Here is a 16,182-nt window from a genome sequence, read left to right as displayed (position 1 = left end):
CATTACTCGGTACGCGTTTTAACGAAAAAATCAGAGCTGTTCTTCGACGAACAGCGGCCAATGGACATAACTTTGCCAGTGGCTTTCCTGTTCCAGCTCTTCTGCCCTCAGCGGATGCTGGGCCAGCCAGCCCTGTGGCACAATCACATTCAGTTCATCGTCATTTGCCCGTAAACGCACGGCGGGCAACGTGTCGTCACGGCGGCGGCTGGCAAAGATAATCGCAAGCCGGAGAATGCGACAAAGACGTTGTGCCTGACGCGGCGGCACGGCGTTTTGCTCATTGAGCAACGGTAAATCGAGCGTCCCGTTCTGATTTTGCAACAGCGTCGCCAGCAGTTTTTTCTGCGCCGGCGTAAAGCCCGGTAAGTCTAAATGACTGATCAGATAAGCTGCGTGCTGAGGCGCTTTTTTGAAATCAACGCTCAGCCCGATTTCGTGGATCAGACAGGCGCTGTTCAGCAACTCGCGTGCGCGTGCATCGAGCTTCCATTCCTGCGCCACCTGCAACGAAAAGTTCTCTGCAAGCTGTGCTACGCGCTGTGCCTGTTCATTATCAAGCAGATAGCGGCGTTGCAGATTTCGCAATGTGCGCTGGCGAATATCCTGTTCAATCGGCAGATGCAGCATGCCGTAAACCAGACCTTCACGCAGTGCGCCACCGGCCAGCGTCATGGTTTCGATATTCAGGGTTTTGAAAATGGCGATGAGAATCGAAAGACCGCTTGGGAAAACCAGCGCACGTTCAAGCGTCAGGCCTTCAATTTCCAGCTCTTCCAGTTTCCCGCACTGAATCGCACGCTGTTTGAGCTGCTGAAGTTTCGGCAACGTAATGCGCTCATCCATACCCTGAGCGACCATGATTTCCTGCAGTGCCTGAACGGTGCCGGAAGCACCGACGCAAATCTGCCAGCCATTGGCGATCAGCTGAGGCGCTACCGGAAGGATCATGTCGATCGCAGCCTGTTCGGCCTGATCGAAGTTTTCTTTTGCCAGATTGCGGTCGGTAAAATAGCGCTCCAGCCAGGTCACACAACCCATCGAAAGGCTGAACAGTGTGGTGGCCTGTGCGCCGATACCGGTGACCAGCTCTGTACTGCCGCCGCCAATATCGACGACCAGACGTTTATCCGGGCCACCCGTGGTATGGGCAACGCCGTGATAAATCAGACGAGCTTCTTCTTCACCGGCAATGACCTGAATCGGGCAACCAAGGATTTCCTGAGCTTTACCCAAAAATTCGTCGGCATTGCTGGCAAGCCGCAGCGTTGCGGTGGCAACGACGCGGATTTGTTCGCGGGGAATATCCTGCAATCTTTCGGAAAACAGCTTCAGGCATTGCCAGCCACGTTGCATGGCTTCCTGAGAAAGCAGGTTTTGCTTATCCAGACCGGCAGCCAGACGTACTTTGCGCTTAATTCTGGCGAGGGTCTGGATACTGCCTGCCACCTCACGAACAACCAGCATGTGAAAGCTGTTAGAGCCCAAATCAATTGCTGCATAGAGTGAGGTGGAGCTTAGCATAGGTTATCAGCCCGGACGTTTACGGTTGCTACGTGGTGCGCTGCTGCGACGTGAAGACGAATTGCTGTTACGACGCGGACCGTTACCGGTACGAGAGCGAGCCAGACGTTTCGGCGCAGGTAAATCAGTTAACAGCGCTTCGCTGCTGTATTTGCTGACAGGAATGCTGTGACCGGTGTAGGTTTCGATTGCCGTCAGGTTCAGCGCGTACTCTTCACAAGCCAGGCTGATGGAATGACCGCTCAGACCCGCACGGCCGGTACGACCAATACGGTGAACGTAGTCTTCACAGTCGTCAGGCAGGTCATAGTTAAAGACGTGCGTAACGGCAGGAATGTGCAAACCACGGGCAGCAACGTCAGTCGCAACCAGAATGTCCAGCGTGCCTTGGGTGAAGTCCTCGAGAACGCGAAGGCGTTTTTTCTGCGGGACATCGCCGGTCAGCAAACCTACGCGATGGCCGTCGGCTGCCAGATGGCCCCAAACGTCTTCACAGCGGTGTTTAGTGTTAGCAAAAATGATGCAACGGTCTGGCCATTCTTCTTCAATCAGCGTCTGTAACAGGCGCATTTTCTCTTCATTCGAAGGGTAGAAGAGTTCTTCTTTAATGCGGTGCCCCGTTTTTTGCTCCGGTTCGATCTCAATCGACTCGGCATTATTCATGTTTTCGAACGCCAGTTCTTTCACACGATAGGAAAGGGTTGCTGAGAACAGCATGTTGAGGCGTTGAGTCGCAGGTGGCATCCGGCGGAAGATCCAGCGGATATCTTTGATGAAGCCCAGATCGAACATGCGGTCTGCTTCATCCAGCACCACCACCTGAATCGCGCCCAGGTCGATGTGGTTCTGTTTGGTGTAATCGATTAAACGGCCAGTGGTTCCGATGAGGATGTCCACGCCGCTTTCCAGCACTTTAAGCTGTTTGTCGTAACCGTCGCCGCCATAGGCCAGACCTAATTTCAGCCCGGTAGATTCAGATAATGCTTCGGCGTCGGAGTGGATCTGCACCGCGAGTTCACGCGTAGGTGCCATGATCAAGGCACGCGGCTGGTTAGTCTGACGACCTTCCGCAGCAGGGTGAGAAAGCAGATAATGGAAAGTAGACGCCAGAAAAGCCAGCGTCTTGCCGGTACCGGTTTGCGCCTGACCTGCAACATCACGCCCAGCGAGCGTGATCGGCAATGCCAATGCCTGAATAGGCGTACAGTAATGGAACCCTTTCTTTTCAAGGGCTTCAACTGCCAGCGGGTGCAGGGCGAAGTCGGAAAACTTCTGTTCGGTCAAGTGTGTTTTGCTCATAGTGTGGTAGAATATCAGCTAACTATTGCTTTACGAAAGCGTATCCGGTGAAATAAAGTCAACCTACTGTTGGTTAATGCTACATCAACAAGGTAAAGATAATCCTTTGGAGTAGAACATGAGCGATAAAATTATTCACCTGACCGATGACAGTTTCGACAACGACGTATTGAAAGCCGAAGGGCTGGTGCTGGTCGATTTCTGGGCAGAGTGGTGTGGTCCTTGTAAAATGATCGCTCCGATTCTGGATGAAATTGCCACTGAGTTCGAAGGCAAGCTGACCATCGCGAAGCTGAACATCGATGAAAACCCAGGTACTGCACCTAAATACGGCATCCGTGGTATTCCTACCCTGCTGTTATTTAAAGGCGGCGAAGTCGCAGCAACTAAAGTTGGCGCACTGTCGAAAGGTCAGCTGAAAGAGTTCTTAACAGCTAATCTGTAATCGGTCGGGATGACCAAAGCCAGGTGTTTAGCGGGCTGCCGTGTTTTTCACATTGTCCGCTAGACGCCTGTCAAGAAGCGTGCTAAGTTTACGCTTACTGCAAATAGAGCTTACCTGTAGTTTGATTCTTACGTTTTACTCTGTTGTGTCAAAAACATCTGCCTATAAAGTTTCTTTGAATAATAATTAAATTGAACTGGCGCTGTGCTTGACCATCTAACGGTTTTAACAAAAATCGGCTTTAAGACACCTTCAATATCATTGCCCCTCTAGAATATCGCCCGCGAGCGACTGCCTGCGGCTGGATTTCAAAGCTGTGATTTGAAGTGTCAGACAATAAACAGGCATGGATGACCCTGCCATACCCATTCACGACAGATGTTCGAGACATACCCCGAGTTTAAGAACCCACCATTATGAATCTTACCGAATTAAAGAATACGCCGGTCTCTGACCTGATTGCACTCGGCGAAAATATGGGGCTGGAAAACCAGGCCCGCATGCGCAAGCAAGACATTATCTTTTCAATATTGAAGCAGCATGCGAAAAGCGGAGAAGACATCTTCGGTGATGGCGTACTGGAGATATTGCAGGATGGATTTGGTTTCCTCCGCTCCGGAGACAGTTCCTACCTCGCAGGCCCCGACGACATCTACGTATCTCCAAGCCAAATTCGCCGCTTCAACCTTCGCACTGGCGACACCATTTCCGGTAAAATCCGCCCACCTAAAGAAGGTGAACGTTATTTTGCCCTGTTGAAAGTTAACGAAGTTAACTACGACAAACCAGAAAACGCCCGCAGCAAAATCCTGTTCGAAAACTTAACCCCTCTGCATGCAAATTCCCGTCTGCGTATGGAACGTGGTAATGGTTCAACAGAAGATTTAACCGCACGTGTACTGGATCTGGCCTCTCCGATTGGCCGCGGCCAGCGTGGTCTGATTGTTGCTCCGCCGAAAGCGGGTAAAACCATGCTGCTGCAAAACATCGCAACAAGCATTGCGTACAACCATCCTGACTGTGTGCTGATGGTTCTGCTGATTGACGAACGTCCGGAAGAAGTGACCGAGATGCAGCGTCTGGTTAAAGGTGAAGTTATCGCTTCTACCTTTGATGAGCCGGCATCCCGTCACGTTCAGGTGGCTGAAATGGTCATCGAAAAAGCTAAACGCCTGGTTGAACACAAGAAAGACGTCATCATCCTGCTGGACTCCATTACCCGTCTTGCACGTGCTTACAACACCGTGGTTCCGTCATCAGGCAAAGTTCTGACCGGTGGTGTGGATGCTAACGCCTTACACCGTCCAAAACGTTTCTTCGGTGCAGCACGTAACGTGGAAGAGGGCGGAAGTCTGACCATCATCGCTACTGCGCTGGTCGATACCGGTTCTAAAATGGATGAAGTTATCTATGAAGAATTCAAAGGTACCGGCAACATGGAATTGCATCTGGCGCGTAAAATTGCTGAGAAACGCGTATTCCCTGCGATTGATTACAACCGTTCTGGTACCCGTAAAGAAGAGCTCCTGACCACGTCAGAAGAACTTCAGAAGATGTGGATCCTGCGCAAAATCATTCACCCGATGGGTGAGATTGATGCAATGGAATTCCTCATCAACAAACTCGCCATGACGAAAACCAATGACGACTTCTTCGATATGATGAAACGTTCGTAATTTGGTGTAAAACTCAAACTAACGCCACGCTAAGCCGTGGCGTTTTTTGCTTTTGGTAGCTACCATAATGCTACTTTGGTGAAATTGTCAGACTATTCGGATAATAGCTGATGGTTTTTCCAGTGCCCTTTCTTTATTTTATCGGTTTACTGCCCAAGAAATGGCAACAGATAAGGTCTTGCCTGAGACAAAACCATAACTGTCACCATAGGATTTGATTTAAGGCTGTGAGGTTTATGATGCTCTCGATTCCACGCACCTTATTTTTGCAGAAGAGATCTCTTAACTGTGAATTTACTCAATATGAGTACTGAGCTTGCCATTGTTTTCGTATTTTCATTCCTGTTTCTGTTCGTTGCCCGGAGGGTGGCGAATAAAATCGGACTCGTAGATAAACCCAATTTTCGCAAACGCCATCAGGGTTTGATCCCGCTGGTCGGCGGTATTTCTGTGTATGCAGGGGTTTGTTTCGCCTTTCTTATCACCAGCTATGTCATTCCCCATGGCAACCTTTATCTCGCCTGCGCGGGCTTGCTGGTGCTGGTCGGCGCGCTCGATGATCGTTTCGATATCAGTGTAAAAACCCGCGCGATGGTGCAGGCCGTGGTGGCCGTAGCGATGATGAGCTTCGCGAATCTTACGCTGCGTAATCTCGGGCATCTTATCGGTCCATGGGAAATGGCACTGGGGCCGTTCGGCTATCTGGTGACCCTGTTTGCCGTCTGGGCGGCGATCAACGCCTTTAATATGGTGGATGGTATCGACGGACTGCTGGGCGGATTATCCTGCGTCAGTTTCGGTTCTCTGGGCATCATTATGTATGGCAGCGGGCACATGGAGCTGGCGCTCTGGTGCTTTGCCATGATTGCCGCCATCCTGCCTTATATCCTGCTCAATCTGGGCGTCTTCGGCCCCCGATATAAAGTGTTCATGGGCGATGCGGGTAGTACGCTGATTGGTTTTACGGTGATCTGGATCCTGCTGCAAAGCACGCAGGGCGAAACGCATCCGATGAATCCGGTAACCGCGCTCTGGCTTATCGCAATCCCTCTGATGGACATGGTTGCCATCATGTACCGCCGTCTGCGCAAAGGCATGAGTCCGTTTTCTGCCGATCGTCAGCACATTCATCATTTGATCATGCGCGCCGGTTTTACTTCCCGTCAGGCCTTTATGCTGATTACCGTGGCCGCTGCACTTTTGGCGGCGGTTGGCGTGATTGGTGAACATCTGCCTTTCGTGCCTGAATGGGTCATGCTGGCTTTATTCTTTGTCGCTTTCCTGTTGTACGGCGTTTGCATCAAGCACGCCTGGCGCGTGGCCCGGTTTATCAAACGTCTTAAAAGGCGTTTGCGCCGTTCATCTCCTCAATAATTTATCTTTTACACAAGGGCATACTGGCTGTGGATAAACCAGAAATGATAAGAAACCAGAATGATCGTGACATCGAAAATGAACTCGATATTCGTGGTTTGTGCTGCACCTTATGGAAAGGTAAATTTTGGATTGCGGGCCTGGCAATACTGTTCGCGTTAGTGGCTTTGGGCTCCTCTTATCTGATGAAACAAGAGTGGAGCTCGACGGCCATAACCGACCGTCCTACCGTGAACAATCTCTCGTCTTATTTCTCGCAAGCGCAGTTCCTGCGTAATCTGGATGTGCGCACTGCGTTACCGTCGGATACCGGTCGTCCGCCGATCTCTGATGAATCCTATAATGAATTTGTGATGCAGCTGGCCGCTTACGACACACGTCGTGATTTCTGGCTGCAAAGCCCTTATTACAAGCAGCGCCTGGAAAATGATGCGCGCGCGGATGCCGTTTTGCTCGATGATCTGATTAACGATATTCAGTTCACACCGCGCGATGCAATGAAAGTCCCGAACGACATTGTGAAACTGACGGCGGAAGATGCCGCTGATGCCAACAAACTGCTGCGCCAGTATGTTAATTTCGCCAGCCAGCGCGCCGCGCAGCATCTTTACGATGAGTTGCAGGGTGCGTGGGCTGCCCGAACTCAGTCGATGAAAGCGCAGGTCAAACGCCAGGAAGAAGTGGCGCAAAGCATTTTCAAACGCACGGTGAATAACACCGAGCAGGCGCTGAAAATCGCCCAGCAGCAAAACATCACCAAAAGCGTGACGGACACACCAGCCGAAGAGCTGCCGGATTCCGACATGTTCCTGCTGGGAGTGCCTATGTTGAAAGCGCGCCTGGAATTATTACAGGCTTCCGGGCCGGGCTATGATCTGGATTACGACCAGAACCGCGCCATGCTGTCGACGCTGAATGTGGGCCCGACGCTGACCGCGAAATTCCAGACTTACCGTTACCTCAGAACGCCTGAAGAACCTGTAAAACGTGACAGCCCGCGCCGTGTGTTCCTGATGATCATGTGGGGGATTGTCGGTGGTCTAATCGGGGCAGGAGTTGCCCTGGCTCGCCGTAAAAAGAAGAGAAACACATTGTGAAAGTGTTAACGATTTTTGGTACTCGTCCTGAGGCCATTAAAATGGCGCCGCTGGTGCTTGCTTTGTCGCAGGATCCGGCATTTGAATCTAGGGTTTGTGTCACGGCTCAGCACCGTGAAATGCTTGATCAGGTTTTGCGACTCTTTGAAATCACCCCTGATTATGATCTTAATATTATGAAGCCGGGGCAAGGGCTGACCGAAATCACCTGTCGGATACTGACCGGACTGAAGCCTATACTGGATGAATTTAAACCTGATCTTGTCCTGGTGCATGGAGATACCACAACTACCTTATCTGCAAGTATTGCCGCCTTTTATAATCAAATTCCAGTTGGCCACGTTGAGGCAGGATTACGCACAGGTGATTTGACTTCTCCCTGGCCCGAAGAGGGTAACCGCCTCTTAACTGGTCACTTAGCTAAATGGCATTTTGCTCCAACCAAAAATGCGTGTGCCAATTTACAAAGGGAAAATATTTCCTCTCAGAACATTTTCATCACCGGAAATACAGTCATTGATGGTTTATTGTGGGTACGCGACCGCCTGAATAATGACGAAGTATTTTCTCAAAAGCTGGCTGAAAACTATAAATTTCTTGATCCTAACAAAAAACTTGTTTTAGTGACCGGCCATCGTCGAGAAAGCTTTGGGAAAGGTTTTGAAAGGATTTGCTCTGCACTAGGTGAAATCGCCCGCCAACATCCTGATGTACAAATTGTTTATCCTGTCCATCTTAACCCTAATGTTAGCGAGCCAGTAAACCGCATCTTGCAAGGTATTGATAACATTGCCCTGATTGCTCCTCAGGACTATCTGCCTTTCGTTTATCTAATGGATAAAGCTTATCTAATCCTGACGGATTCCGGTGGCGTGCAGGAAGAAGCCCCTTCTCTGGGCAAACCGGTGCTGGTGATGCGCGAAACCACAGAGCGTCCGGAAGCTGTTGATGCCGGAACGGTCCGATTGGTTGGGACAGATCCCGCTAAAATAATAGAGGAAGTGAATCGCCTGCTGACGGATAAAAGTGAATACAACAGCATGAGTCGGGCGCACAATCCTTACGGTGACGGGCATGCATGCCGCCATATTTTGGATGCATTAAAAAAACATTGGGTATCACTTTGAGTTTCAATTCCATTTCTGTTATCGGACTGGGTTATATCGGGCTGCCTACCGCTGCCGCTTTTGCCTCACGCCAGAAAAAAGTCGTGGGTGTGGACATCAATCAGCACGCGGTTGAGACTATTAACCATGGCGCCATTCATATCGTTGAACCCGATCTCGACACGCTGGTAAAACAGGCGGTAGAAGACGGTTTCCTCCGCGCCGTCACTCAGCCCGAACCTGCGGATGCTTTTCTGATTGCCGTGCCTACGCCTTTTATGGGCGATCATCTGCCGGATATGAAATACGTGGAATCCGCCGCGCGCTCTCTGGCGCCGGTACTCAAAAAGGGTGACCTGATCATTCTGGAATCCACGTCTCCGGTCGGCGCGACAGAACAGATGGCAGCATGGCTGGCAGAGGTCCGCCCGGATCTGAGCTTCCCGCAACAGGTGGGTGAACAGGCGGATATCAATATTGCCTACTGCCCTGAACGCGTTTTGCCGGGCCAGGTGATGGTCGAGCTGATCAAAAATGACCGCGTGATTGGCGGGATGACCTCCGTGTGCTCGCAGCGCGCCAGTGATTTGTACAACATTTTCCTGAAAGGGGAATGTGTGGTTACGAATTCGCGTACGGCGGAAATGTGCAAGCTGACCGAAAACAGCTTCCGTGACGTCAACATCGCTTTTGCTAATGAGCTGTCGCTGATTTGTGATGCGCAGGGCATTAATGTCTGGGAGCTGATCAGCCTGGCAAACCGCCATCCGCGCGTAAATATTTTGCAACCTGGACCGGGCGTAGGCGGCCACTGTATTGCAATCGATCCGTGGTTTATTGTGGCGCAGAATCCTGAACTGGCGCGGATTATCCGTACGGCGCGTGAAGTGAACGACAGCAAACCGCACTGGGTGGTTGATCGCGTGAAGGCCGCGCTGGCAGATTGCCTGACCACCACCGGCAAGCGCGCTTCCGAAATCAAAATCGCCTGCTTTGGTCTGGCGTTTAAACCGAATATTGACGACCTGCGCGAAAGCCCGGCCGTGGAAGTCACCCATCTGATTGCCGACTGGCATGCAGGCGAGACCTGGGCCGTTGAACCGAATGTTCATCAGCTTCCGGCGCCGCTGGCAGAAAAAGTGACACTGCATTCTCTGGATGATGCCCTGAAAGACGCGGATCTTCTGGTGATGCTGGTTGATCACACCTCGTTCAAGGCGATCCCGGCCAGCACGATCCGCCAGTCCTGGATCGTGGATACCAAAGGTGTGTGGCGTTGAGCCTGCCCGTCCACGGCAATATTGAACCGCTCGACTGGGAGAGCGATTTCTTCCAGTTGCGCAGTGCCAAATTGAGCCTGGATGCGTCGGCGGAAACCGTCGTAACGCCTGAAGCGCTGGCGCAATATGCGCTGGTGCAGGCAAAAGTGGACGCGGATCAGACCGAAATGCTGGATGCGCTGTCCGCGCTCGGCTTTCGTCTGGCCGAAGGTGAAACCGATGTGTGCGTCGCGGTGAGAGCGCAGGATATCGCGTTGCCCGCCGGGCGTCTGGCGGTGCCGGAAGATATTGCTAACGTGGTGATGATCGTCCGTCAGGCGTTTCGCCTGAGCCGTTTTCGGTCGCCGTGGTATCAGCCGGATGACAGCGCACGGTTTTACGCGATGTGGGCGGAAAAAGCAGTGCTGGGCACATTCGACCATCTTTGCCTGTGGGCCGATGACGCGAGCGGATTTGTGACGCTGCGTCAGTTAGCCAATGGCGAAGCAAGAATTGGCCTGCTGGCCGTCAGACCTGAATGTCAGGGGCGGGGAGTGGGCAAGACATTAATGGCGGCTGCGAAACAATGGTGTGCCGGTCAGGGCGTTTCGCGTCTGCACGTCGCGACACAAACCGGCAACCTTCCGGCTTTAAACCTTTATCTCGCCAGCGGTGGCAAAGTCACGCGCACGGCGTACTGGCTGTACAGGTGAAACGATGATCCCTTTTAATGCGCCGCCGATTGTTGGCACTGAAATTGATTTCATGCGCGAGGCGATGAGCAGCGGCAAACTTTGCGGCGATGGCGGATTCACGCTGCGCTGCCAGAAATGGTTTGAACAGCATTTCAACTGCCCGAAAGTATTGCTGACGCCGTCCTGCACGGCGTCGCTGGAAATGGCCGCATTGCTGCTTGATATCCAGCCGGGCGATGAAGTGATTATGCCGAGCTTCACGTTCGTCTCGACCGCCAATGCGTTTGTTCTGCGTGGCGCGAAAATCGTCTTTGTGGATGTCCGCCCGGACACCATGAATATCGATGAAACCCTGATTGAAGCGGCGATTACGGCTAAAACCAAAGTGATTGTGCCGGTTCATTACGCAGGCGTGGCCTGTGAAATGGACACCATCATGGCGCTGGCCGAAAAGCATCACCTGTTTGTGGTGGAAGATGCCGCGCAGGGCGTGATGTCGACTTACAAAGGCAAAGCGCTGGGAACGATCGGCCATATCGGCTGTTTCAGTTTCCACGAAACGAAAAACTACACCGCAGGCGGCGAAGGTGGTGCGACGCTGATCAACGATCCGGCGCTGATTGATCGTGCTGAAATCATTCGCGAAAAAGGCACCAACCGCAGCCAGTTCTTCCGCGGGCAGGTGGATAAATATACCTGGCGCGATATTGGCTCCAGCTATCTGATGTCTGATTTGCAGGCCGCGTATTTGTGGGGAAATCTGGATGCCGCTGAAAAAATTAATCAGCGCCGTCTGGCTATCTGGAATCAGTATTACGAAGCCTTGCAGGATCTGGCCGATGCGGGTCGTATCCAGCTTCCGGCAATCCCGCAGGAATGTGTGCAAAACGCACACATGTTCTATGTTCGCCTGAACGATATCGAAGATCGCGATGCGTTCATCCGTCATATGAAAGCGGCCGATATCCTCACCGTATTCCATTACATTCCGCTGCATGCCTGTCCGGCTGGCGAAAACTTCGGGCGTTTCTCTGGCACCGACCGCTTTACCACGCAGGAAAGTGAGCGTCTGGTGCGCCTGCCGTTGTTCTATAACATGGCCGACGACACACAGCGCACTGTGATTGCGGCCATGCTGCAATACTTCGCCTGATATGTCGCTGGCAAAAGCGTCAGTCTGGACCGCCGGTTCCACGCTGATTAAAATTGGCGCCGGATTGCTGGTGGTCAAACTGCTGGCCGTGGCGTTCGGGCCGGAAGGCGTGGGGCAGGCGGGGAATTTCCGTCAGATGGTCACGGTGTTGGGCGTGTTGTCCGGTGCCGGGATCTTCAACGGCGTCACCAAATATGTCGCCGAACACCATGATAATCCAGAGCGTCTTCAAGCCGTGCTCGGGACATCGTCATCGCTGATTTTAGGTTTCTCCACGCTGCTGGCGGCGATATTTCTGCTGCTTGCCGGGCCGATCAGTACCGGTCTGTTCGGGCATGAGCGCTATCAGGCGGTCGTCCGCGCCGTAGCCTTTATCCAGATGGGTATCGCCTATGCCAACTATTTTCAGGCGATCCTGAAAGGGTATCGCGATGCGATAGGTAACGCGCTGGCGGTGATTGGCGGAAGCCTGATTGGGTTAGTCGCTTATCTGGCGTGCTTCAAACTGGGTGGTTACGAAGGCGCGCTGGCCGGTCTGGCGCTGGTGCCTGCGCTGGTTATCCTGCCCGCGGCTGGCATGTTGTGGAAGCGCAAATCCTTTCCGCTGGAATACTTAAAGCCGGGCTGGGATCGTTTTATTGCCAGCCATCTCGGTAAATTTACGCTGATGGCGCTGATCACTTCCGTCACGATCCCGGTGGCGTATGTGATGATGCGAAATCTGCTGGCTGAACATTACAGCTGGAAAGATGTGGGGATCTGGCAGGGCGTCAGCAGTATTTCGGATGCTTACCTGCAGTTTATTACCGCCTCATTCAGCGTGTATTTGTTGCCCACATTATCCCGGCTGACTGATAAACGGGATATTTCCCGCGAAATCGTGAAGTCGCTGAAATTTGTCATCCCCGCCGTGGCCGCGGTCAGTTTCACGGTCTGGTTACTGCGCGATTTTGCTATCTGGCTGTTGTTTTCAAAACAATTTATCGCGATGCGCGATTTGTTTGCCTGGCAACTGGTGGGCGATGTACTGAAAGTCGGCTCGTATGTTTTTGGGTATCTGGTGATCGCTCGCGCGTCTCTGCGCTTTTATGTGCTGACAGAAATCAGTCAGTTCGCGCTGCTGACCGGTTTCTCACACTGGCTGATCCCGATTCACGGTTCTCTGGGCGCCGCGCAGGCGTATATGGCGACGTATATCGTCTATTTTGCCGCGTGCTGCACTGTATTTGTTATCTATCGTAGACGAGCATGACAACGCTGATTCACGTTTTGGGATCTGACATCCCTCATCATAATGTAACCGTACTGCGCTTTTTCAACGACGTGCTGGCTGAATGCACGCCTGAAAAGCGGATTTGTCATTTTATGGTCGCGGCGGCGGATGCTTCGGCGTTTGCTGAGTTTACGCGCCTGGACATTCGGGTTTATCCGGACAAAAAAACTCTGGCGGCGGCGGTGATTTCCCGTGCGCAGGACCGGACGCACCACTTTTTCTTCCACGGGCAATTTAATCCCACCCTCTGGCTGGCGCTGCTGACGGGCAAAATCAAAGCCTCGCAGGCGAGCTGGCATATCTGGGGTGCAGATTTGTATGAATCTGCCGGAGGCCTGAAATTTCGCCTGTTTTATTTCATGCGCCGCCTGGCGCAGGGACGTATCGGGCATGTCTTTGCCACGCGCGGCGATCTGATTCATTTCCATCAGCGATACCCGCGTACGCCGTCTTCTTTACTGTATTTTCCGACGCGGATGGATCCGGCGCTGACCCAACCCGCTGATCTGCCTGAACCTGAAGGGCCGATGACGGTGCTGGTGGGGAATTCCGGTGACCGCAGTAACCGCCACATTGAAGCACTGCGTTCGCTGCATCAGCAGTTCGGTAGCGGTATCCGCGTGATTATCCCGATGGGATACCCGGCGGATAATCAGACTTACATTGAGCAGGTTCGCACCGAGGCATTAACGCTGTTTGCGCCCGAAAATGTTGACCTGATGACCGGCGCCATGGCGTTCGACGATTATCTGAATGTGTTGCGTCGCTGCTCGCTGGGCTATTTTATTTTCGACCGTCAGCAGGGTATCGGGACGCAATGCCTTCTGATTCAGTTCGGCGTGCCGTTTGTCGTCAGCCGTCAGAATCCTTTCTGGCAGGATCTGGCCGAGCAGCATCTGCCGGTGCTTTTCTACGGTGATACGCTGGATGAAAAAGTGGTCGCTGAGGCGCGGCGTCAGTTACTGAATGCCGATCGTAAAAACATCGCCTTCTTTAATCCGAACTATATTTCGGGCTGGCAGCAGGCATTACTGCTCGCGGCGGGAGAAACGTCATGACGCTGGCACAATTAGGCGGCCTGACCGTCGTTTACGTGCTGTCGCTGCTGTTTATTCTCACGCTGACGTACAAAGAGTTCCGGCGCGTGCGTTTCAACTTTAACGTCTTATTTTCGTTACTGTATCTGCTGACGTTCTACTTTGGTTTTCCGCTGACCTGTCTGCTGGTTTTCCAGTTTGACGTCAAAGTGGTGCCGGTGGAAAACCTGTTGCAGGCAATGCTGGCCGCGACCTGTTTCTATGGCATTTATTACGTTTGCTACAAAACGCGGCTGAAGGCTAAACGCGACGGCCCTTCACGGCCACTGTTTACCATGAACCGGGTCGAAACCCATCTGACCTGGATGCTGCTGGCGCTGATTGCAGTCGTCACCGTTTCCATCTTCTTCATGCACAACGGTTTTTTGCTGTTTAAGCTGAAATCCTACAGCCAGATCTTCTCCAGCGATGTCTCCGGTGTGGCGCTTAAACGCTTCTTTTACTTCTTTATTCCGGCGATGCTGGTGGTGTTTTTCATCAAACCGGATGTCCGTCGCTGGCTGTTTTTCCTCGCCAGCACCGTGGCTTTTGGCTTCCTGACGTACGTTATCGTCGGCGGAACCCGCGCCAATATCATCATCGCTTTTGCGCTGTTTTTGTTTATCGGCATTGTGCGCGGCTGGATCAGCCTGTGGATGCTGGCGGTGGCGGGCGTGCTGGGGATTGTCGGCATGTTCTGGCTGGCGCTTAAACGCTATGGCCTGAACGTCAGCGGCCCGGAAGCGATTTATACTTTCCTGTATCTGACGCGCGACACGTTTTCTCCGTGGGAAAATCTGGGGCTGCTGTTGCAGAACTACGACAAAATCAGCTTCCAGGGTCTTGCGCCGATTGTGCGTGATTTCTACGTTTTCATCCCGACCTGGCTGTGGCATGACCGTCCGGGTATCGTGCTCAATTCTGCCAACTATTTCACCTGGGAAGTGCTCGATAATCACTCCGGCCTGGCGATTTCCCCGACCCTGATTGGTTCTCTGGTGGTCATGGGTGGCGTGTGGTTTATTCCGCTGGGCGCCGTCGCCGTGGGCATGATCATGAAATGGTTCGACTGGTTATACGAAAAAGGGAAAGCGGACGCGAACCCTTATAAGGCCGCCATTTTGCAAAGTTTCTGCTTTGGTGCGGTGTTTAATATGATTGTGCTGGCCCGTGAAGGCGTGGATTCCTTCTTCTCACGGGTGGTGTTTTTCTGCCTGGTGTTCGGTGCATGTCTGGTCGTCGCCAAACTCCTGTACTGGATGTTCGATGCCGCCGGGCTTATCCGTGTCAAAATGCCGCGCAGAAAAAACCTCATGGAGCCTGACTCTGGCAGGAATTTTAATGAACTCTGAGAATAATGTTCCACAATATGATATCCGCGGGATCCGCCTCTGGGGCTTCCGCGATATGGCGCATTTTATTGATTATCTGTTTGCCGATAATCAGGTTAAAACCGGTTCGCTGGTGGCGATGAATGCCGAGAAAGTGCTGACCATCGAAAGCAATCCGGAAATGAGTGCGCTGATTAAAGTGGCGGAATACAAATATCCCGACGGCATCAGTATCGTGCGTGCCATTCGCCGTAAGTATCCCGGGGCGAAAATATCGCGCATCGCCGGTGCTGATTTGTGGGAAGGGCTGATGCAGCGCGCCGGTGCCGAAGGAACGCCGGTGTTTCTGATTGGCGGTAAACCCGAGATTCTTCAGCAAACCGAAGAGAAACTCCGTGCGCGCTGGAACGTCAATATTGTCGGCAGTCAGAACGGTTATTTCACGCCGGAACAACGTGATGCGCTATTCGAACGGGTGAAAGCCAGCGGAGCGGCGATTGTGACAGTCGCAATGGGGTCGCCGAAACAGGAAATCCTGATGCGCGATTGCCGTCTGGTTCATCCCGATGCGCTGTATATGGGGATCGGCGGGACGTATGACGTTTTCACCGGCCACGTAAAACGCGCGTCTAAACTCTGGCAGACGCTGGGGCTTGAATGGCTGTACCGCCTGATTTTGCAGCCCAGCCGTTTACGCCGTCAGCTCAAACTGCTGAAGTTCGTCCGCTATTACTACACCAACCGTCTGTAAATCCTGACCGCCTTAAAACCTTCGCCGCCCCAATTTCTCCGGGCGGCGAGCGACCTCTCATTTTTGCCTTCCTCTTGCTTACGTTTGCAGTCTGTCTTGTCTATCAATGCGTATCTTTCTCAA

14 protein-coding genes are annotated in these 16,182 nt (G+C 52.5%); 12 read left to right on the top strand and 2 right to left on the bottom strand.

Features of this window, described 5'->3' with window-relative positions; all coding sequences use genetic code 11:
- Positions 1-30 precede the first annotated feature (30 nt).
- Both gppA and rhlB read right to left on the bottom strand, forming a co-directional pair.
- Entirely contained in the window at positions 31-1,524 is a 1,494-nt protein-coding gene (gene gppA, locus IV433_RS22915; RefSeq protein ID WP_195816088.1) for a guanosine-5'-triphosphate,3'-diphosphate diphosphatase, read from the bottom strand.
- Positions 1,525-1,530: 6 nt separating this feature from the next.
- Positions 1,531-2,823, bottom strand: a complete 1,293-nt coding sequence (gene rhlB / locus IV433_RS22910; RefSeq protein WP_195816087.1) for an ATP-dependent RNA helicase RhlB — start codon at positions 2,821-2,823, stop codon at positions 1,531-1,533.
- Positions 2,824-2,941: 118 nt separating this feature from the next.
- On the opposite strand from rhlB, the gene trxA reads away from it, so the two are divergent.
- The 12 genes from trxA to wecG all read left to right on the top strand — a co-directional run bounded on the left by trxA (position 2,942) and on the right by wecG (position 16,059).
- A complete protein-coding gene (gene trxA / locus IV433_RS22905) occupies positions 2,942-3,268 on the top strand; it encodes a thioredoxin TrxA (protein WP_013577537.1) in 327 nt (108 codons plus the stop codon).
- Positions 3,269-3,684: 416 nt separating this feature from the next.
- Positions 3,685-4,944: a transcription termination factor Rho gene (gene rho, locus IV433_RS22900; protein WP_195816086.1), complete on the top strand. Its 1,260-nt coding sequence runs from the start codon at positions 3,685-3,687 to the stop codon at positions 4,942-4,944.
- Between the two features lie 288 nt (positions 4,945-5,232).
- Positions 5,233-6,318 (top strand): UDP-N-acetylglucosamine--undecaprenyl-phosphate N-acetylglucosaminephosphotransferase, encoded by a 1,086-nt coding sequence (wecA, locus tag IV433_RS22895; RefSeq protein ID WP_195816085.1) that lies wholly within the window; start codon positions 5,233-5,235, stop codon positions 6,316-6,318.
- 44 nt (positions 6,319-6,362) lie between these two features.
- Positions 6,363-7,415: an ECA polysaccharide chain length modulation protein gene (gene wzzE, locus IV433_RS22890; RefSeq protein WP_195816084.1), complete on the top strand. Its 1,053-nt coding sequence runs from the start codon at positions 6,363-6,365 to the stop codon at positions 7,413-7,415.
- Entirely contained in the window at positions 7,412-8,542 is a 1,131-nt protein-coding gene (wecB, locus tag IV433_RS22885) for a non-hydrolyzing UDP-N-acetylglucosamine 2-epimerase (protein WP_195816083.1), read from the top strand. Before wzzE ends, wecB begins: the two co-directional genes overlap by 4 nt.
- On the top strand, positions 8,539-9,801 hold the full coding sequence (gene wecC, locus IV433_RS22880; RefSeq protein ID WP_195816082.1) for a UDP-N-acetyl-D-mannosamine dehydrogenase: 1,263 nt from the start codon (positions 8,539-8,541) through the stop codon (positions 9,799-9,801). The genes wecB and wecC overlap by 4 nt, the downstream gene beginning before the upstream one ends.
- A 2-nt stretch (positions 9,802-9,803) precedes the next feature.
- On the top strand, positions 9,804-10,493 hold the full coding sequence (rffC, locus tag IV433_RS22875; protein WP_195816098.1) for a dTDP-4-amino-4,6-dideoxy-D-galactose acyltransferase: 690 nt from the start codon (positions 9,804-9,806) through the stop codon (positions 10,491-10,493).
- A gap of 4 nt (positions 10,494-10,497) precedes the next feature.
- Positions 10,498-11,628: a dTDP-4-amino-4,6-dideoxygalactose transaminase gene (gene rffA, locus IV433_RS22870; RefSeq protein WP_195816081.1), complete on the top strand. Its 1,131-nt coding sequence runs from the start codon at positions 10,498-10,500 to the stop codon at positions 11,626-11,628.
- A gap of 1 nt (position 11,629) precedes the next feature.
- A complete protein-coding gene (gene wzxE, locus IV433_RS22865; RefSeq protein WP_195816080.1) occupies positions 11,630-12,880 on the top strand; it encodes a lipid III flippase WzxE in 1,251 nt (416 codons plus the stop codon).
- A complete protein-coding gene (locus IV433_RS22860) occupies positions 12,877-13,959 on the top strand; it encodes a TDP-N-acetylfucosamine:lipid II N-acetylfucosaminyltransferase (RefSeq protein WP_101079459.1) in 1,083 nt (360 codons plus the stop codon). Before wzxE ends, IV433_RS22860 begins: the two co-directional genes overlap by 4 nt.
- The gene (wzyE, locus tag IV433_RS22855) at positions 13,956-15,329 is read left to right on the top strand and encodes an ECA oligosaccharide polymerase (protein ID WP_195816079.1); all 1,374 of its coding nucleotides are present in this window, start codon (positions 13,956-13,958) and stop codon (positions 15,327-15,329) included. The genes IV433_RS22860 and wzyE overlap by 4 nt, the downstream gene beginning before the upstream one ends.
- Positions 15,319-16,059, top strand: coding sequence for a lipopolysaccharide N-acetylmannosaminouronosyltransferase (gene wecG / locus IV433_RS22850; protein WP_195816078.1), 741 nt, complete (start codon positions 15,319-15,321; stop codon positions 16,057-16,059). The genes wzyE and wecG overlap by 11 nt, the downstream gene beginning before the upstream one ends.
- Positions 16,060-16,182 lie beyond the last annotated feature (123 nt).

This window comes from Rahnella laticis (genome assembly GCF_015644585.1).
Taxonomy (GTDB): Bacteria; Pseudomonadota; Gammaproteobacteria; order Enterobacterales; family Enterobacteriaceae; genus Rahnella; species Rahnella laticis.
Note: the sequence above shows the minus strand (reverse complement) of the source record. Positions and strands in the feature narration are given on the sequence as shown.

Bases quoted from the DNA above. Each gene is read 5' to 3' on its own strand.
- gppA (WP_195816088.1), bottom strand. From the start codon at position 1,524: ATGCTAAGCTCCACCTCACTCTATGCAGCAATTGATTTGGGCTCTAAC.
- rhlB (WP_195816087.1), bottom strand. From the start codon at position 2,823: ATGAGCAAAACACACTTGACCGAACAGAAGTTTTCCGACTTCGCCCTG.
- trxA (WP_013577537.1), top strand. From the start codon at position 2,942: ATGAGCGATAAAATTATTCACCTGACCGATGACAGTTTCGACAACGAC.
- rho (WP_195816086.1), top strand. From the start codon at position 3,685: ATGAATCTTACCGAATTAAAGAATACGCCGGTCTCTGACCTGATTGCA.
- wzzE (WP_195816084.1), top strand. From the start codon at position 6,363: ATGATAAGAAACCAGAATGATCGTGACATCGAAAATGAACTCGATATT.
- rffA (WP_195816081.1), top strand. From the start codon at position 10,498: ATGATCCCTTTTAATGCGCCGCCGATTGTTGGCACTGAAATTGATTTC.
- wzxE (WP_195816080.1), top strand. From the start codon at position 11,630: ATGTCGCTGGCAAAAGCGTCAGTCTGGACCGCCGGTTCCACGCTGATT.
- IV433_RS22860 (WP_101079459.1), top strand. From the start codon at position 12,877: ATGACAACGCTGATTCACGTTTTGGGATCTGACATCCCTCATCATAAT.
- wzyE (WP_195816079.1), top strand. From the start codon at position 13,956: ATGACGCTGGCACAATTAGGCGGCCTGACCGTCGTTTACGTGCTGTCG.
- wecG (WP_195816078.1), top strand. From the start codon at position 15,319: ATGAACTCTGAGAATAATGTTCCACAATATGATATCCGCGGGATCCGC.